13 protein-coding genes are annotated in these 17,052 nt (G+C 71.6%); 5 read left to right on the forward strand and 8 right to left on the reverse strand.

Annotation, left to right across the window (positions count from 1 at the left end; translation table 11 throughout):
• Positions 1-69 precede the first annotated feature (69 nt).
• Positions 70-939 carry a fused MFS/spermidine synthase gene (locus ABZ861_RS05395; RefSeq protein ID WP_361624028.1) on the forward strand — a complete coding sequence of 290 codons (870 nt, stop codon included), beginning with the start codon at positions 70-72 and terminating at the stop codon, positions 937-939.
• Positions 940-1,039: 100 nt separating this feature from the next.
• Here ABZ861_RS05395 and ABZ861_RS05400 read toward each other — a convergent pair whose 3' ends face one another.
• A complete protein-coding gene (locus tag ABZ861_RS05400; RefSeq protein WP_361624031.1) occupies positions 1,040-1,588 on the reverse strand; it encodes a hypothetical protein in 549 nt (182 codons plus the stop codon).
• A gap of 234 nt (positions 1,589-1,822) precedes the next feature.
• Between ABZ861_RS05400 and ABZ861_RS05405 the strand changes: the two genes are divergently transcribed.
• From ABZ861_RS05405 to ABZ861_RS05415, 3 genes are all read left to right on the forward strand, one after another.
• Positions 1,823-2,527 carry a response regulator transcription factor gene (locus ABZ861_RS05405; protein ID WP_361624034.1) on the forward strand — a complete coding sequence of 235 codons (705 nt, stop codon included), beginning with the start codon at positions 1,823-1,825 and terminating at the stop codon, positions 2,525-2,527.
• A complete protein-coding gene (locus ABZ861_RS05410) occupies positions 2,524-3,924 on the forward strand; it encodes a HAMP domain-containing sensor histidine kinase (RefSeq protein ID WP_361624037.1) in 1,401 nt (466 codons plus the stop codon). The genes ABZ861_RS05405 and ABZ861_RS05410 overlap by 4 nt, the downstream gene beginning before the upstream one ends.
• 127 nt (positions 3,925-4,051) lie before the next feature.
• Entirely contained in the window at positions 4,052-5,503 is a 1,452-nt protein-coding gene (locus tag ABZ861_RS05415; RefSeq protein WP_361624040.1) for a cellulose binding domain-containing protein, read from the forward strand.
• Between the two features lie 260 nt (positions 5,504-5,763).
• On the opposite strand, the gene ABZ861_RS05420 is transcribed toward ABZ861_RS05415, so the two are convergent.
• The 4 genes from ABZ861_RS05420 to ABZ861_RS05435 form a co-directional block, all read right to left on the reverse strand.
• Positions 5,764-7,200, reverse strand: a complete 1,437-nt coding sequence (locus tag ABZ861_RS05420) for a GH1 family beta-glucosidase (protein ID WP_361624043.1) — start codon at positions 7,198-7,200, stop codon at positions 5,764-5,766.
• Positions 7,201-7,413: 213 nt separating this feature from the next.
• On the reverse strand, positions 7,414-8,322 hold the full coding sequence (locus tag ABZ861_RS05425) for a carbohydrate ABC transporter permease (protein WP_361624046.1): 909 nt from the start codon (positions 8,320-8,322) through the stop codon (positions 7,414-7,416).
• 11 nt (positions 8,323-8,333) lie between these two features.
• A complete protein-coding gene (locus tag ABZ861_RS05430; RefSeq protein ID WP_361624463.1) occupies positions 8,334-9,344 on the reverse strand; it encodes a sugar ABC transporter permease in 1,011 nt (336 codons plus the stop codon).
• Between the two features lie 5 nt (positions 9,345-9,349).
• Complete coding sequence (locus ABZ861_RS05435) at positions 9,350-10,675, reverse strand: extracellular solute-binding protein (RefSeq protein WP_361624049.1); 1,326 nt, start codon at positions 10,673-10,675, stop codon at positions 9,350-9,352.
• Between the two features lie 330 nt (positions 10,676-11,005).
• Between ABZ861_RS05435 and ABZ861_RS05440 the strand changes: the two genes are divergently transcribed.
• Positions 11,006-12,061, forward strand: coding sequence for a LacI family DNA-binding transcriptional regulator (locus ABZ861_RS05440; RefSeq protein ID WP_361624052.1), 1,056 nt, complete (start codon positions 11,006-11,008; stop codon positions 12,059-12,061).
• A 300-nt stretch (positions 12,062-12,361) separates the two neighbouring features.
• Here ABZ861_RS05440 and ABZ861_RS05445 read toward each other — a convergent pair whose 3' ends face one another.
• The 3 genes from ABZ861_RS05445 to ABZ861_RS05455 form a co-directional block, all read right to left on the reverse strand.
• On the reverse strand, positions 12,362-15,559 hold the full coding sequence (locus ABZ861_RS05445; protein WP_361624055.1) for an FG-GAP-like repeat-containing protein: 3,198 nt from the start codon (positions 15,557-15,559) through the stop codon (positions 12,362-12,364).
• 84 nt (positions 15,560-15,643) lie between these two features.
• Complete coding sequence (locus ABZ861_RS05450) at positions 15,644-16,411, reverse strand: hypothetical protein (RefSeq protein WP_361624058.1); 768 nt, start codon at positions 16,409-16,411, stop codon at positions 15,644-15,646.
• Between the two features lie 108 nt (positions 16,412-16,519).
• Positions 16,520-16,798: a hypothetical protein gene (locus ABZ861_RS05455; RefSeq protein ID WP_361624061.1), complete on the reverse strand. Its 279-nt coding sequence runs from the start codon at positions 16,796-16,798 to the stop codon at positions 16,520-16,522.
• Between the last annotated feature and the right edge of the window lie 254 nt (positions 16,799-17,052).

Consider the following 17,052-nt stretch of genomic DNA (forward strand, 5'->3'; position numbering starts at 1 on the left):
GCGGCCGCGTCTCCCCGCCCGGCGCCCGCTCCGGGCAGGTCAGCCGCTGTCGCTTGCGACAATGGGGGCATGGGAAGGTCCAGGAACACCCGCCGCGAGCGCGGGTCCGTCGCAGCCGTCGTCGAGCAGGTCGACGGCGGGCTGGCCGAGCTGATACCCGACTGGGAGCGGGACCGGGCCTGGACCCTGCTGATCGACGGCGCCCCGCAGTCCCACGTCGACCTCGACGACCCCGCCTTCCTCTCCTTCGAGTACCAGCGGCGCCTGGGCCACGTCATCGACCTCGCCGCTCCCGCTGGCCGACCGGTGCACGCCCTCCACCTCGGCGGCGGCGCGTTCACCCTCGCCCGCTACGTCGCCGCCACCCGCCCCCGCTCCACCCAGCAGGTCGTCGAACGCGACGCGGCCCTCGTCCACTTGGTGCGCCGCGAGCTGCCGTTGGATCCGGGCGCCCGGATCCGGGTGCGTTCCGCCGACGCGCGCGCCGGACTCGCCAAGGCGCCGGACGGCTGGGCCGATTTGGTCATCGCGGACGTGTTCAGCGGCGCCCGCACGCCCGCCCACCTCACCTCGGCGGAGTTCCTCGACGACGTCCGCAGGGCCCTCAAGCCGGGCGGGGTCTACGCCGCCAACCTCGCCGACGGCCCGCCGCTGGCCCATCTGCGCGGTCAGATCGCCACCGTCGCCGCCCGGTTCGCGGAACTCGCGCTCGTCGCCGACCCAGCCGTGCTGCGCGGCAGACGCTTCGGCAACGCGGTGCTCGTCGCCTCCGACCGGCCGCTGCCGCTCGCCGAGCTGACCCGCCGCGCCGCCTGCGACCCGCACCCCGGCCGCGTCGAACACGGCCGCGCGCTCACCGACTTCGCGGGCGGCGCCGCGCCGGTCACCGACGCCGCCGCGGTCGCCTCGCCGGCCCCGCCGCCGTCGACGTTCCGCTGACGCCGAGCCCCGGCGGCTGAGCGCCGACCCTCGCCGAGCGCCGCCGACAGCCGAGCGCCGAACTCCATGAAACTGCGGCCGCCTCGGCGACACGACGGCCCTAGTACGTGCCCACGTCCACATGCGGCGGACCGTCGTGCCAGGCGCAGATCACCGACACGCGGTCCGCGCCGCTGGTGAACTCCACCCGGATCCAGGTCTCCGTCTTCCACACCTGCATCGACCAGCCGGCCCCCGGTGTCGCCGAGACCAGCGTCGCGGTCGAGGGCTCCAGGTCGAAGACCGCCCGGCCGCCCGCGGTGTCGTACGCCTTCACCTGGCCGGACCCGGACGGCGCCCCGGACGCCGGCCCCGAGGGGGCGGTGGAGGGGGGCGGCGGCGGGCTCGCCGGGCGGGTGCGGGCGGGCGTCGGATCGGCGGAGGGCGTGGGCTTCCGGACCGGCGCGGGGGAGGTCTCCGGGCGCCGGGTCGGCGGCGGCGGCGGCGGGTCCGTGCGCTGGGCATCCGCCCGCGCCGCCGTGATCGGCAGGGCGCGCGGCGGGTCGTAGGCCGTCCCGGCCATCACCGTGTGGACGCCCCACCACGACAACGTGGCCGCCGCGCCCGTGGCGAGCGACCAGGCCAGTACGTGTAGCAGTGCTCTGCGCATCGCGGCCCATACTGCCGTACGGAGCGCGCCGACGGCAGCCGGTCGGAGTCCTCCGCCCGCGGCGGACGCCGGCTCGCACCGCCCCCACGGGCGGCGCACCGCGGTGGTCTTGGGGCGTCCACAGGCCGGGGGGCCGCGGTCGTACTGAGTTGTCCACAGGCGACGGGCCGCGCTCGATCCGAGTTGTCCACAGGCGGCGGACCGCGGTCGTGCCGATGGCGTACGGTGCGGCGCATGGCAAGTGTGCTCGTGGTCGAGGACGACCAGTTCGTCCGCTCGGCGCTCATCCGGCATCTGACCGATGCCTCGCACACCGTGCGCAGTGTCGGCACGGCGCTCGAAGCGCTGCGCGAGGTCGCCCACGTCCGCTTCGACGTGGTCGTCCTGGACCTCGGACTGCCCGATCTCGACGGGTCCGAGGCCCTAAAGATGCTGCGCGGCATCACCGACGTCCCCGTCATCGTCGCCACCGCGCGCGACGACGAGAGCGAGGTCGTCCGACTGCTGAACGCCGGGGCGGACGATTATCTGACCAAGCCGTTCTCTGTCGAGCACCTGTCCGCGCGGATGGCCGCCGTGCTGCGCCGGGCCCGCGCCGGGACCGCCGGGGCCGCACCGCCCGCGGTGCTGCGGGTGGGCGGCCTGACCGTCGATCCGATGCGCCGCCAGGCCGAGTTGGACGGCGTCCGGCTGGACCTGACCCGGCGTGAGTTCGACCTGCTCGCCTTCCTGGCCGGGCGGCCGGGCGTGGTCGTGGCCCGCAAGGAGCTGCTGGCCGAGGTGTGGCAGCAGTCCTACGGCGACGACCAGACCATCGACGTCCACCTGTCCTGGCTGCGCAGGAAGCTGGGCGAGACGGCCGCCCGGCCCCGCTATCTGCACACCCTGCGCGGTGTGGGCGTGAAGCTGGAGCCGCCCGGGGCGGAGCCCGCGCGATGAGATGGGCCCTGGTCAAGGTCTGCCTGGCGGTCACCGCGATGGTGGCGGTCGCCTTCGCCGTCCCGCTCGGGCTGGTCGTCAGGGAGATGGCCCGCGACCGGGCCTTCTCCCACGCCGAGCGCCAGGCCGCGGCCGTGGCCCCCGCGCTGTCCATCACCACCGACCGCGAGCAGTTGGAGCGGGTCGTCGCCTCGGCCGGCTCCGACGCGCAGATCGCCGTGCACCTCCCGGCGGCCGACGGCAGAGCCGCCGCGGACATCGGCCGCAGCCGTGCCGACGGCGCGGACATCGCCGCCGTGCGCCGGATGGGCCGCGCCTCCACCACCGGGGCGCCCGGCGGGTTCACCCTGCTCCAGCCGGTCGCGCTCAGCTCGGGCGCCATCGCCGTCGTCGAGGTCTACGTCCCCGAGGCCGACGTCAGCAACGGGGTCGTCGCCGCGTGGGCGGTGCTCGCCGGGGTCGGCGCCGCGCTGGTGGTCGGCTCGGTCGCCGTCGCCGACCGGCTCGGCGTGCGGATGGTGCGGCCCGCGCAGCGGCTCGTCGAGGGCGCCCGCGAACTGGGGGAGGGGCGGCTCGGCGCCCGGGTGCCCGAGGAGGGGCCGAGCGAACTGCGGCTCGCGGCCGCCGCGTTCAACGCCATGGCCGACCAAGTCGTCCAACTGCTCGCCAACGAGCGGGAGCTGGCGGCCGACCTGTCCCACCGGCTGCGCACCCCGCTGACCGTGCTGCGGCTGAACGCCGCCTCCCTCGGCGACGGCCCGGCCGCCGAGCAGACCCGGTCGGCGGTGGCCCAGTTGGAGCGCGAGGTCGACGCCATCATCCGCACGGCACGCCAGGCCAAGCCGCAGACGGCGGCGCCCGGACCGGGCGCGGGCTGCGACGCGGCAGAGGTGGTCCGCGAGCGGATGGCGTTCTGGTCCGCGCTGGCCGAGGACGAGGGCCGCACCTGGCGGGTCGCCGGGGCGGAGCGGCCGACGCGCGTCCCGGTGGCCCGCGCCGACCTCGCCGCCGCGCTGGACGCCCTGCTCGGCAACGTCTTCCGGCACACCGCCGAGGGCACCGCGTTCGCGGTCGACGTGCACAACGCCGACGACGCCGTCATCGTGCTCGTCTCCGACGCCGGGCCCGGCATATCCGACCCCGAGGCGGCGATGGCGCGCGGCCGGGGCTCCGGCGCCGACGGCTCCACCGGGCTGGGCCTCGACATCGTGCGCCGCCTGGCCGAGTCCACCGGCGGCGACGTCCGGATCGGCTCCTCGGTGCTGGGCGGCACGGAGGTGCGCCTGTGGATCCAGCTCGCGCGGCGCCCGGTGCGCGGCGGCCGCCGGGGCACCGTGGGAAGACGCCGGCCCGGCACGCTGGTCTCGACCTTTAACCACTCCCGATCCCTTCCTTAAGCCCGCCCTAAGATCCTCGACGCCCGCCCGGATCGGCCTAGTTGCCCGGTTCCGGATCGCTAGCGTGCTGCCGAACCCACCCCCCACCGGGCAGTCCCCGGCCCCGTGAACAGCGAAGGCAGACACGATGAGCACGCACCGGCGCAGGATCAGCAGCAGGAACAAGGCGATAGGCGGCCTGGTGACCGCGGCCGTGGTCGGCGGCGGCGCCATCGCGTTCACCGCGGCCGCGCACGCGGCCGGACCCGGCGCCGTCTACACCAAGACCAGCGACTGGTCGACCGGCTACACCGCCCAGTACGTCGTCACCAACGACACCGGGCAGGCGAAGAAGGACTGGACGCTGGAGTTCGACCTGCCCGCGGGCGCCAAGCTCAGCTCGCTGTGGAACGCGCAGTCGTCCGTCAGCGGGCAGCACGTCACGGTGAAGCCGGCCAAGTGGGACACCGACGGGCTCGCCGCCGGGAAGTCGGTGACCGTCGGGTTCGTCGTCAACGGCAGCGGCGACCCCACCGGTTGCCGCGTCGACGGCGCCCAGTGCTCCGCCGACGACGGCGCCACCCCCGAGCCCAGCGGCCGTCCCACCGAGTCCACCGCCCCCGCCCCCGCGCCCGCCCCGTCCACGACCCGGCCCGCGACGCCGCCGCCCGCCTCCGCGCCGACCCGGACCGACTCGGCGGGCGGCGGCGCGGCCGGGTTCGCGCCCTACGTGGACACCTCCCTCTTCCCGGCCTTCAACCTGACCGCCGCCGCCGACGCCACCGGCGTGAAGGACTTCAACCTCGCCTTCGTCACCGACGGCGGCGGCTGCGTCCCCAAGTTCGGCGGCGTCAGCGACCTCGGCAGCGACGCCGTGGCCTCCCAGATCGGCGCGCTGCGCGCCAAGGGCGGCGACGTGCGAGTCTCCTTCGGCGGCGCCTCCGGCTCGGAGCTGGCGACCACCTGCTCCACGGCGGACGCGCTGGCGGCGGCGTACGGCAAGGCCGTGGACCAGTTCAAGCTCGCCAAGGTCGACTTCGACGTCGAGGGAGGCGCGCTGCCCAACACGGCGGCCAACACCCGCCGCGCCCAGGCCATCGCCCAGCTCCAGAAGCAGCATCCGGACCTGGACGTGTCCTTCACCCTCCCGGTCATGCCCGAGGGCCTCACCCAGGACGGCGTGAACCTGCTGGCCGACGCCAAGAGCAACGGCGTGAAGATCTCCGCCGTCAACGTCATGGCGATGGACTACGGCGCCTCCTACAACGGCGACATGGGCGACTACGCCGTCCAGGCGGCCACCGCCACGCAGGCGCAGATCAAGAGCGTGCTGGGGCTGTCGGACAGCGACGCCTGGAAGACCGTCGCGGTCACCCCGATGATCGGCGTCAACGACGTCTCCTCGGAGGTCTTCACCACTGCCGACGCCGCTCACCTGGTGGACTTCGCCCAGTCCAAGGGCCTGGGCTGGCTGTCCATGTGGTCCGCCGCCCGGGACAAGCAGTGCCCCGGCGGCCCGAAGCCGTCCGCGGACGCGACGTGCAGCTCGGTCGCCCAGGACGACTTCGCCTTCTCCAAGGCGTTCGCCGCCTTCCACTGACCCCGCGGGCCGCGCGGCCCGCACGGGATGCACGATCCGCACGAACCGCAAGACCCGCAAGACCCGCACGGGCACGGCGATCCCCCCGGAACGCCGTGCCCGTGCGGCCCTGTTCCCGCGCCCGGCTCAGACCGCGCCCGGCTCAGACCGCACCCGGCTCAGACCGCACCCGGCTCAGGCCGCGCCCAGCTCAGACCGCGCCCGGCTCAAGCCGCGCCCAGCTCAGGGTCAGGGCGTGCCCGGCTCAAGCCGTGCCCGGCTCAGGCCGCGGGCGGCTCGGGCAGAGCGCCGGTGCGCGCCGCCTCCCCGTACCAGCGCCCGCTCGACTTGGGCGTCCGCTCCAGCGTGGCGTAGTCGACGTAGACGGCGCCGAACCGCTTGGCGTAGCCGTACGCCCACTCGAAGTTGTCCATCAGCGACCAGAGGTAGTACCCGCGCACGTCCGCCCCGTCCGCGATGGCCCGGCGCACCGCCGTCAGATGCCCGTGCAGGTAGGCGATGCGCTCCGGGTCGTGCACCCGGCCGTCGCCGTCCACCTTGTCGGGGTAGGCGGCGCCGTTCTCGGTGATGTACAGCGGCAGTCGCGGCGCCTCCCGGCGGTAGCGCGCGATCAGGTCGTACAGGCCGTCCGCGTCGATCGTCCAGCCCATCTCGGTGCGGTCGCCCGGCGTCTGATGGAACGCCACGTCGTCCGCCCCTGGCCACGGCGAGTGCGCGCTCGTCCCGTGGCCGTCGGCCCGAGGGCCGCGCGGCGCGCCGTCGGCCGCCGACACCAGCGTCGGCGTGTAGTAGTTCAGGCCGAGCGCGTCCAACGGCTGGTGGACGGCCCGCAGGTCGCCGTCCTGGACGCAGGACCAGTCGGTGACCGACGAGGTCGCCTCCAGCAGCGTGGCCGGGTACGCGCCGTGCAGGATCGGGCCGTGGAAGACGCCGTTGGCCAGGTCGTCGATCTTCCGGGCCGCCGCCAGGTCCGCCGGGTCCTGCGAAAGCGGGCGGACCACCTGGGAGTTGAGGCTGACGGCGACCGTGTTGCGGGCGGGCATCACGGACCGCAGCGCCTGGACGCCCAGCCCGTGCGCCAGGTTCAGGTGATGGGCGGCGCGCAGCGCGGACGCCGGCTCGGTGCGGCCCGGCGCGTGCACCCCGGAGCCGTAGCCGAGGAAGGCGCTGCACCACGGCTCGTTGAGGGTGATCCACTGCTCCACCCGGTCGCCGAGCGCCTCGCCCACGATCCGGGCGTACTCGGCGAAGCGCAGCGCGGTGTCCCGCTCCGGCCAGCCGCCCGCGTCCTCCAGCTCCTGCGGCAGGTCCCAGTGATACAGGGTGACGGCCGGCTTGACGCCGTGCTCCAGCAGCTCGTCCACCAGCCGGCGGTAGAAGTCCAGGCCCACCTGGATGGCGGGGCCGCGGCCGGTCGGCTGCACCCGCGGCCAGGAGACCGAGAAGCGGTAGCCGGTCAGGCCCAGCTCCGCCATCAGGGCCACGTCCTCGCGGTAGCGGTGGTAGTGGTCGACGGCGATGTCACCGGTGTCGCCGTCGGCCGTCTTGCCGACGGTATGGCTGAAGGTGTCCCAGATCGAGGGGGTGCGGCCGTCCTCGCGCACCGCGCCCTCGATCTGATAGGCGGAGGTCGCCGCGCCCCAGACGAAGGCGGGGGGAAAGGTCACCGGGTTCCCCGGCTGTACGGACTCGGGCATGGAAGCGCTCCCATAGTGAGGTCGACGAGGCCGACGGAAAGGAGGAGAGGGGAGGGTGCTGGCCGTGAAGGCGGGTCTGGCGGAGGGGCGGGACGGGACGCACGACGGGGCGACGGGCGCGGGAAAGAGCGCGGGAAGGGGCCGCGGCGGCGGTGATCCGGTCCTCGTGGATCACCCCGGCGCGGCCCGGCGGACCGGGTTCGGTCGCCCGGCTCAGCCCTTGACCGCGCCCTGCATGATGCCGCCCACGATCTGCTTGCCGAAGAGGGTGAAGACCAGCAGCAGCGGCAGCGTGCCCAGGAGCGCGCCCGCCATGATCAGGGACTGGTCGGGGGTGTAGCCGCGGCCCAGACCGGCGACGGCGACCTGCACCGTCGGATTGCCGCTCTGGGTCAGCACCAGGAACGGCCACAGGAAGTCGTTCCACGCCTGCACGAACATCAGCATGCCGAGCACCGCCATCGCCGGACGCGCCGCGGGGAACACCACGTGCCACACCACGCGCCAACTGCTCGCCCCGTCCACCCGGGCGGCCTCGATCACCTCGTCCGGCAGCGCCTGGATCAGGTATTGCCGCATGAAGAACACGCCGAACGCGCTGACCAGCGACGGCAGGATCACCGCCTGCAACTGGTCGGTCCAGTCCAGCTTGGCCACCAGCATGTAGAGCGGGATGATGCTGAGCTGCGGCGGCACCATCATCGTGCCGATCACCACCAGCATCAGCGCGCCGCGGCCCCGGAAGCGCAGCTTGGCGAAGGCGAATCCGGCGATCGTCGACAGGACCACGATCGCCCCCGCCGACACGCCCGCCACGATGGTGGTGTTGAGGAACGCCTTGCCCAGGTTCGCGTCCGTCCAGGCCACTTGGAGATGGCGCATCAGGTTGGAGCCGAACCAGAACGGCGGGGGCGTCTGCGCCAGCCGCGCGTTGTCGCGCGAGGCGGCCACCGCGCTCCACACCAGCGGGAACAGCGAGCCGAGGGTGAACAGCACCAGGATCGCGTACGCCACCGGACCGGCGTGCAACTGCCCGCCGGCGCGCGCCGATCGGGGGCGCCGCACCCGCGCTGCCGGGGGCGGCTGCGGATCGGCGGGGGACTTCGCCAGGGTCGTCGTCACGGCTGGTTCTCCTAACTGCTGGCGCGCAGCCGGCGCGAGAGGACGTAGTTGACGACCCCGATCAGGATGAGGATCAGGAACATCGTCCAGGCGATGGCGGAGGCCCGCCCCAGGTGCTGGTTCACCCAGCCCTGCTCGTACAGGTAGAGGCCGAGCGTCTGGAACTGGTGCTCGGCGCCGCCGGAGGCGCCCTTGGTGGCGTCGAACAGCAGCGGTTCGCCGAACAACTGGCTCGCGCCGATCGTCGACACCACCGAGGTGAACAGGATCGTCGGCCGCAATTGAGGCAGCGTCACATGGAAGAACTGCTGCCAGCGGTTGGCGCCGTCCAGCGCCGCCGACTCGTACAGGTCCTCCGGGATCGCCTGCATCGCGGCCAGGTAGATCAGCGCGTTGTAGCCGGTCCACCGCCAGATGACGATGGTCGACACCGCGATCTGCGAGGGCCACTTGTCGTTCTGCCAGTCGACGGGGCCGACGCCGACGTGGTGCAGCGCCCAGTTGATCACACCGTAGTCGCGCCCGAACAGCAGCACGAAGACCAGGGAGGCGGCGGCGATCGAAGTGGCGTACGGCGCGAGCATCACGACCCGGTAGAAGGTCGAGGCCCGCAGCCTGTAGTTGAGGATGTGGGCGAGGCCCATGGCCATCAGCAGTTGCGGCACGGTGGAGATGACGCCGATGGTCAGGGTGTTCTTCGCCGCGTTCCAGAAGAAGTCGTCGTCGAAGATCCGGGTGTAGTTGCGCAGGCCCGCCCACTGCATGTCGGTGGGCGCGGTCAGCTCCACCGTGTGCAGCGAGGCCCACCCGGTGTAGATCAGCGGGAACAGCCCGAACGCGACGAAGAGCAGGAAGAACGGCGAGACGAAGGCGTACGGGCTCCAGCGCATGTCGCGCTGCCAGCGGCGGGACAGCCGGGCCCGGCGCCTGGCCTCTTCGGAGGAGGGGAGCGCCGCGCGGCCGGCCGGGGCCGCGCCCCCCTCCTTCTCGGGGGGCGCGGCGGTGGCGTGCCGGGAGGACATACCGGTCACTTCTCCAGGTTGTTGTCGATCGTCTTGGTGGCCGTCTTCCAGGCGTCCTCGGGCGACTTGCCCTTCGTCACGAGGATGACGCCGTTGTCGCCGAGGCCCGCCGCGATGATCTGGTCCTTCGGGCCGATCTGCTGGACCGGGATGGTCTTGGCCGCTTCGGCGAAGATCTTCCCGATTGGCGCGTCACCGGTCATCGCGTTCTTCGCGCCCGTCACCGCGGGCATCGAGTACGCGGGCGGGGCGCTGGGGAAGCTGCCCTGCACCGAGAACAGCTTGGCCTGCTGCTGGGGCGCGGTCAGCCAGGCGACCAGGGCCTGGGCCTCCTTCACGTGCTTGCCGTTCTTGGGCACGCCCAGGAAGGAGCCGCCCCAGTTGCCGGAGCTGGGCGGGGTGGCCACGTCCCACTTGCCGGCCGCGCCCGGAGACGACTTGGCCTTGAGGTAGCCGAGCATCCACGGCGGGCAGGCGATGGAGGCGAACTTGCTGTTGGCGATCGTCTGGTCCCAGGTCGGCTGGAACTGGGTCTGCGCCGGCACCACGCCGTCCTGAGCGGCCTTGGCGGCCAGGTCGAAGTCCCTGCGCACCGCCGGGTTCGTCTTGTAGACGACCTGGCCGGAGGTGTCGTAGAACTTCTCCTTCTCGCTGCTGAGCGCCGCGTTGAGCAGGCCGCCGGGGCTGTCCATGAAGTACGTGCCCTTGGGCGCCTTCTTCTTGTACTGCTCGCCGGCGTCGAGGAGCTTGTTCCAGTCGCCGGCCCACAGCTTGCCGACCGCGTCGCGGTCGACGGGCAGCCCGGCCTGCTGGAACAGGTCCTTGCGGTAGCAGATCGCCATCGGGCCGATGTCGGTGCCCAGACCGATGGTCTGGCCGTCCTTGGTGGTGGCCTGCTGCCACTTCCAGTCCAGCCAGTTGCTCTTGTTCACGCCCGAAACCTTGGAGAAGTCCGTGAACTTGGCCGCCTGGGTGCCGACCACCTCGGCGATGTTGCCGACCTCGACCGCCTGGACGTCCATCAGGCCGCTGTTCGTGGTCAGGTGGTTGACGAGCGCCGGGTAGTAGTTCTCGTTGCGCTCGGTGGAGTTCTCCTTGATCTGGATGTCTGGGTGCAGCTTCTCGTACTCGGCGTAGAGTCCGGCTTCCTTGAAGCCCATGGTGCCGAAGGTGCCCAGCGTGATCGTGGTCTTCCCGCCGCTGCCGCCGCCGTCCGACGAGTCGGACTTGTCGCTGTCGTCGCTGGCGCAGCCGGCCAGCAGACCGGCGCCCAGCGACACGGCCGCCGCCAGGACCACCGCCTTGCGGGCGGTGCGAAAACGTGCTCGCATTGCGTCCTCCTGTTGCCCTGACGTGCCGACCCCCCGGCCAACGGCTTGGTTGGGCCCCGTTGTTGACGCTGCGGCTCGGGCGGGGAACGTGCGGGTTGTGTAGGTGTCAGGTACCATGGGAGCGCTCCCACCGGTGATGTGTTGAAAGATTCGCGGCTTCCGGCGGGGGTGTCAAGGGAACGGGCGCGGCGGAGACAGTTCGGTTATCGGGCTGTTAACTAACCATCCTCGCAGGCGTCTTGGGGCTCCGGGGAGTCCAGCGCGGCCCTCGACGGCCCGGGACTGTTAGATTCCAGGCCAGCGAGTCGACGAGGGCGGAAGGCGGGACCCATGGCAGGCCACCGAGCGCGCGGCCGGGGCGGCCTGCGGCCGACCCTGGAGGAGGTCGCCGCACGGGCGGGCGTGGGCCGCGGCACCGTGTCCCGGGTGATCAACGGCTCGCCCCGGGTCAGCGCCGCCACCCGCGCGGCCGTGGAGGCGGCGGTCGCCGAACTCGGCTACGTCCCCAACACCGCCGCCCGCGCCCTGGCCGCCAACCGCTCGGACGCCGTCGCGCTGGTCGTGCCCGAACCGGAGACGCGGTTCTTCGCGGAACCGTACTTCTCCGACATGCTGCGCGGCGTCGGCGCCGAACTCTTCGACACCGACATGCAGTTGCTGCTGATCTTCGCGGGCGGCGACCGGGAGCGCCGCCGGCTGTCCCAGTACCTGGCCGCGCACCGGGTGGACGGCGTGCTGCTGGTGTCCGCGCACGCCGACGATCCGCTGCCCGACCTGGTGGCCCAGTTGGAGATCCCGGCGGTGATCAGCGGCCCGCGCTCGGCCGCGGAGGCCCTGACCTCGGTGGACTCCGACAACTACGGCGGCGCCCGGTCGGCCGTGGAGCACCTGCTCTCCCGCGGCCGGCGCCGCATCGCCCACATCACCGGCCGCACGGACGTCTACGGCGCCCAGCGGCGCGCGGACGGCTACCGCGACGCGCTGCGCGAGGCGGGCCTGGAGGTGGACGAACTCCTCGTCGAGTCCGGCGACTTCACCGAGACCGGCGGCCGGCGCGCGATGACGCGGCTGCTGGAGCACGCCCCGGACGTGGACGCGGTCTTCGCCGGTTCGGACGTCACCGCCGCCGGCGCCCGCCAGGTGCTGCGCGAGGCGGGCCGCCGCATCCCCGACGACGTGGCCCTGGTCGGCTACGACGACTCGGCCGTCGCCCGCCACATGGACCCGCCGCTGACCAGCGTCCGCCAGCCCATAGAGGAGATGGGCCGCGCGATGATCGACCTCCTCCTGACAGAGATCGCGGACAGCCGCCCCACCGCGTCCCGTTCCCCCGGCCACCATCACTTGGTCCTCCCCACGGAACTGGTGGTGCGGGCGTCGTCCTGAGTTCGGCGGGGCGCTGACCTGGGCGGACGCCGACGCGGCCGGACGCTGCCGGGTGGGCGGACCGGTCGCCGCCGGGTGACCGCGTGACCGCGGGCGGGCGAGCCCGAGGACGGGCGCCGGCAGCCCTGGACCGATGCGGCGGCCCGCCGAGGGCGAGAGACCGGTGACCTTGAGTCGACCGGAGGCGCCGGCCTCCCGGTAAGGGTGAGAGTCAAGCTCAGAGGAGGCTGTTGTACACGCCCCATCCGGCGTCGGCTGAGCCCGGCACCACCAGAGCTCGCATCGTGGACCGTGCCTCTGTCAGGCGATGAGATGCATGGTGCTCCAGGTGTTGTCGGGCCACATGGCGGGGCCTGCGGAGAGGTAGCCCTTGCCGTCGCCGGGGTAGAGGTGGACGGTTCCGTCGCCCCAGACGGCGACGAGGTCGAAGAGCCCGTCGCCGTTGAAGTCGCCGGGGATGATGCCCTGCACGGTCGTCCAGGTGTTTCCGCCGTACATCTGGACTCCCTGGGTGAGGTGGCTGTTGCCGTCGCCTGTGTAGAGGTGAAGGCTGCCGTCGGACCATTCGGCGAGCAGGTCGGCATGGCCGTCGTCGTTGTAGTCGCCGGCGCCGAGGAGCTTCATCGTGCTCCACGATTTGTCGGGCCAGATGTTGCCGGTGGCGCTGCCGATGTGGCCGTTGCCGTCGCCGGGGTAGAGGTGGACGGACCCGTCGTTCCAGATGGCGAGCAGGTCGGTATGGCCGTCACCGGTGAAGTCGGCCGCGGCGATCTGGACGATCGGGCCCCAGGTGGCTCCGCCGTAGAGCTGTCCGGCGTTGCTGAGGTGGCCGTTGCCGTCGCTGGTGTAGAGGTGCGCGGTTCCGTCGCCCCATATGGCGACGACGTCGGCGTTGTGGTCCTGGGCGTCGGTGAAGTCGCCGGCTGTCATCAGGCGGACGGCGCCCCAGGAGCTGTCCCAGATCTGGCCGTCGGGCACGAGCTGGGAGCCGGGGGCGCCGGTGTACAGGTGCAGGGTGCCGTCGGCCCATTGGGCGATGACGTCGGGGTCGGCGTCGCCGTTGAAGTCGTGGCCGTCGTTGATGTGGGCGTAGCTGGTGGGGCCCGGGTTGCCGGCCAGGACTGCCACCTGCTGTGCGGTGAGGGCTTGGGAGTAGGTCTCGACATCGGAGACGGTGCCCCAGAAGTGGCCGGTGAGCGCGTCGTTGTAGAGGTAGGCGCCCGTGGTGAGGGCGCCGGTCGCGCGCCACTTGGCGATGTGGGCGGCCTGGGCCGCGGCGACGTCGTCGACGTAGAGGGTCATACGGCCGGTGGATGCCTGGTAGGTGGCGGTCAGCCGGACCCAGGAACTCACCTGGGCCGGGACGGTGATGGCGGCGGCTGTGTCCTCGGTTGGATTGTCGGCGTCCGAGGTGGGCATTTCGAAACGCCATGACTTGGTGGCCGCGTCGCTGAAGAGGGCGAACCCGCTGGTGTGCGTTCCCTCCTGGCCCAGGACGTAGCCGCCGAGCGACAGGGGCTTGACCCAGGCGGAGACGGTGAAGTCGCTGTCGGTGGAGACGGCCTGGCTACGGGTGGCGAGGTTGCCGCTGCCGTTGAAGTGCGCGGCCGGGGAGAAGAGATCACCACTCGCCCAGGTGGCGCCGCCGGAGCCGGTGGCGTTCAGCGTGCCTGCAGAGTCGACGGCAGCGGAGATGGAGCCGCTCTGCGCGTCGTTGAGGGCCCAGGCGTGGCTCGGCGCGCTGAGGGTGTCGGTGTTCTTGGTGAGGGTTGCCGTGCTCGTCGTGGACAGGTTGGCGAACAGGTCGGCGGTCACCGTTTCGTTGGCTCCCGCTGTCCACAGGTCGGGGGTGCCGTCGGCGTTGATGTCGGCGGCCTGCAGGGTGATGTTCGCTGCCGTGTTCCAGTTGGCGGCGACCGGATAGGCGGTGTGGGCGAGGTTGCCCGTGTCGGGGTCGGCGCCGAGGTTCTCCCACAGGTCGAGCTCACCGGTGGACTTCTTCCACAGGAACATGGCGGTGCTGCTGGCGCCCCCGCTGCGGGGCAGTTGCATGGTGGCAAGAGTCCAGTTGTTCCAGTCAGCCGTACCGTCGGGCGTGTTGACGTTCAGGGCCACGGGGAACGCGTAAGCGCCGGTGATGCCCTGTGCGGGGTAGAGGGTGAGCGAGTAGCCGCTGCTGCTGTCGCCGGAGACGCCGATGAGGTCGGGATAGTCGCCGGGATTGCCGCTGGAGGTGAATCCGGCGTTGGCGACCTGAAGGGGGTCGTCGTTGTTGATGTCCCGGAGGCTCTCCGTCCCCAGTGTGGGGAGGTTGTCGGTGACGAGGGCAGAGCCGTCACCGCTGCCGTCGAGGATGGCGCCTGTGCCTGCGCGGGCGCCGGTCGGATAGTAGACGAGGACGTCCTGGAAGCCGCTGTCGGTGAAGCGACCGGAGACGGCGAGGGCCTTGTCGAAGTCCGTGGGTGAGTCGTCGGTGGTGCCGTTGGCTCCGATGTCTCTCGCGGAGGTGACGACGTGCCCGTTGCCAGAGGTCTGCCCCGCGTTGCTCTGGCCGTTGGCGAGCCACAGGCCGGAGGGCAGCCCGTTCTGGGCGCCGACGGTGAGAAGGTCGGGTATTCCGTCGCCGGTCAGATCGCCGTCGGGTTGGGCGGTCGTGGGTGCGGCCGAGTTGAAGGTGATGCTGGCGCTGTCACCGTAGTTCGCCCCGGCGGACAGGCTGCTGATGGACAGGACGTTGGTGCGCCTGGTGGGCTTGATGCTGATCGTGGCGTTGCCGCCCGAGTCGGCGGCGACGTTGAGGGGTGAGCCGCCGTTGACCTGGTACTCGTAGCTGCTGGGGATCGTGCCGCTCGGCGGGGGTGCGATGCTTACGGTCAGTGGCTGGCCGACGGTGTTGCTGCCCGGTTGCGCGACGACCGGGGCCCCGGGTCGGGTGGGGTCGAAGGAGAAGTGGCAGGTCGCCGACCAGTTGCCGGTGTACTTGAAATCGGTGACCTGCGCGTTCCAGGAGAATTCGGTGACCCTGCCGCTCGCCGCGCCCTCCAGCCATGACTTGGGGATGATGTAGACGGCGGTGCTCCCGGACTTGTTGGTCACATCGGAGGCGATGTTGCCGCTCGTGCCCGTAGGCCAGATCTGGAAGTGGGTGCCGACAGTCCCTCCGTCCGAGTCGGAGACACCTGCATAGAGGGTGACGCTTCCGTCGCCGACCACGGTGTCGTCCGCGCAGGAGGTCGTGGGAGAAGTGGTCAGGCTGGACGGTGTGTTCGGCGCGTGGTCGTAGGTGGTCGAGACGGTGACGGTGTCGGCGAACTCCTTCCACCCGTACTTGTCGGTCTCGTCCCCGGCCCGCAGCCCGAAGGTGAGGCTGGCGTACTTGTTCTTCGGGTCCGCCGCGGTCTGCATGACGCTGCTGATGTCGAAGCCGACTCCGGCGGCGGGGCAGGAGGAGTTCCAGCCGTGCGCGACGGACTGGGGGGAACCGACCTCACTGATCATGCTGGGTGGCTTGTCCCAGGTCGTGGACGAGGAGATGGCGCCCGAACGCCACAACTGCACCGGGGTGGCGGTACAGGAGGGGGATCATTCCTCGGTGAAGTTGAGCTGTGAGGAGAGCACCGTGGAGCCGTAGATCTGGGAGGGCACACCGATCTGGACGAAGGATCGCGCGGTGAAGACAGGTGAGTCCCAGTCCTGGTAGCCGACGCGCAGCAGGTCGGAAGACTTCCAGTAACTCGACGCGTGGTAATAGGAGTTGGTCTGAGTCCACGCCTGCCGGAAGCTGGGAGCGGATGGGGCGATGAAGGGATCGATGTAGACGGGGTACACCGTCTTCGCGCCGGTCAGCAGCGGAGCCGACGGCGTCAGAGTGATCGCCTTGCTCGTGGCCTCGGCGGCGATGGCGGCGTGGTGCGCGCCTTTGCCCGGACCCTGGGCCGAGGACGCGACGGGCAGGCCGCTGGCGCGGTCTGTCCTGCGGCCGGTGATCGGGTCCCTGACCGCCGCGTTGGCCGTGATGTGGGTCGGCGTGGAGTCCCACATCTGGGGCGCTGGGGCGCTGAAGACCGGGTGGCCGGCCCGGTCGGCCGCGGTGATGTTCCCGGCGTGGTCCGAGGAGACGGTCACCCCGCGAGTGTGGGTGGCCAGCGTGAGTCTTTTGAGAGCGGGGTTGGCCGCAGCCGAGGCGTTCTTGACGACCAGGACCTCGGAGAAGCCGCCCTGGGCGTCGACGGTGACGGTCAGGTCGACGCCGTGCAGGACATCGGGGTAGGTGGCGGTCGCGCCGGACAGGGTCGGGGCCGGCAGCCGCATGGGCAGGCTGACCGCAAGGGTGTGGCCTTGGCTGTTCATGGTGGCCAGCGGTCCGCTGCCGCCGCCGGAGAGAGCCAGCTCGCTGCTGGTGACGGCGGTCGTGATGCCGCCGTCCGGATTCTTGTGCAGCGTGGGATCCAGCGTCTTCTATGCGCCCTTGACCCACTTGCGTTCCGGAGCCAGGGACTCGTCGACAGTGAAGGTGCCGTTGGGGTGCGCTGTGAGCGTGCTGATAGGCGTTGTCGCGCCCGTGGCCTTCACGTCTTCGCCGGTCTTGTGTGACTGGGTCAGCGCCTGCTCGGCGGTCAGTCCGTGCGCGGGTGCGTTTCCGCCCGTGGGTGCTTTGGGGTAGCCCGAGGCGTGCGTAGAGGCGACGGCCGGAGCGGTGGCGAGAAGGCTCACGGCTGCGGCGAGCATGCTCGTCACCGATGTGACGCTGACGGCTCGCCATATGGCCCGTCTGTGAGGAAGAGATGGAGACACGAAGGAAAGCCCTTTTGTGTGATGGCCGGGCGACTCCCGGACGTAGGTCAACGTAGAGGGGCCGTCACATGTGCTACTCATGGTGTGATCCATGCCATATGCCCCTTAGTTGCGCTTGCCCGGGTTCTCACCCCCCTCTTTGCGATCTTCTTGCGGATTCTTTCTTCGTGCATATGGGCGTCTCGTGGGAATCTCGG

It is taken from the genome of Streptomyces sp. NPDC046985 (assembly GCF_040644415.1).
GTDB lineage: Bacteria > Actinomycetota > Actinomycetes > Streptomycetales > Streptomycetaceae > Streptomyces.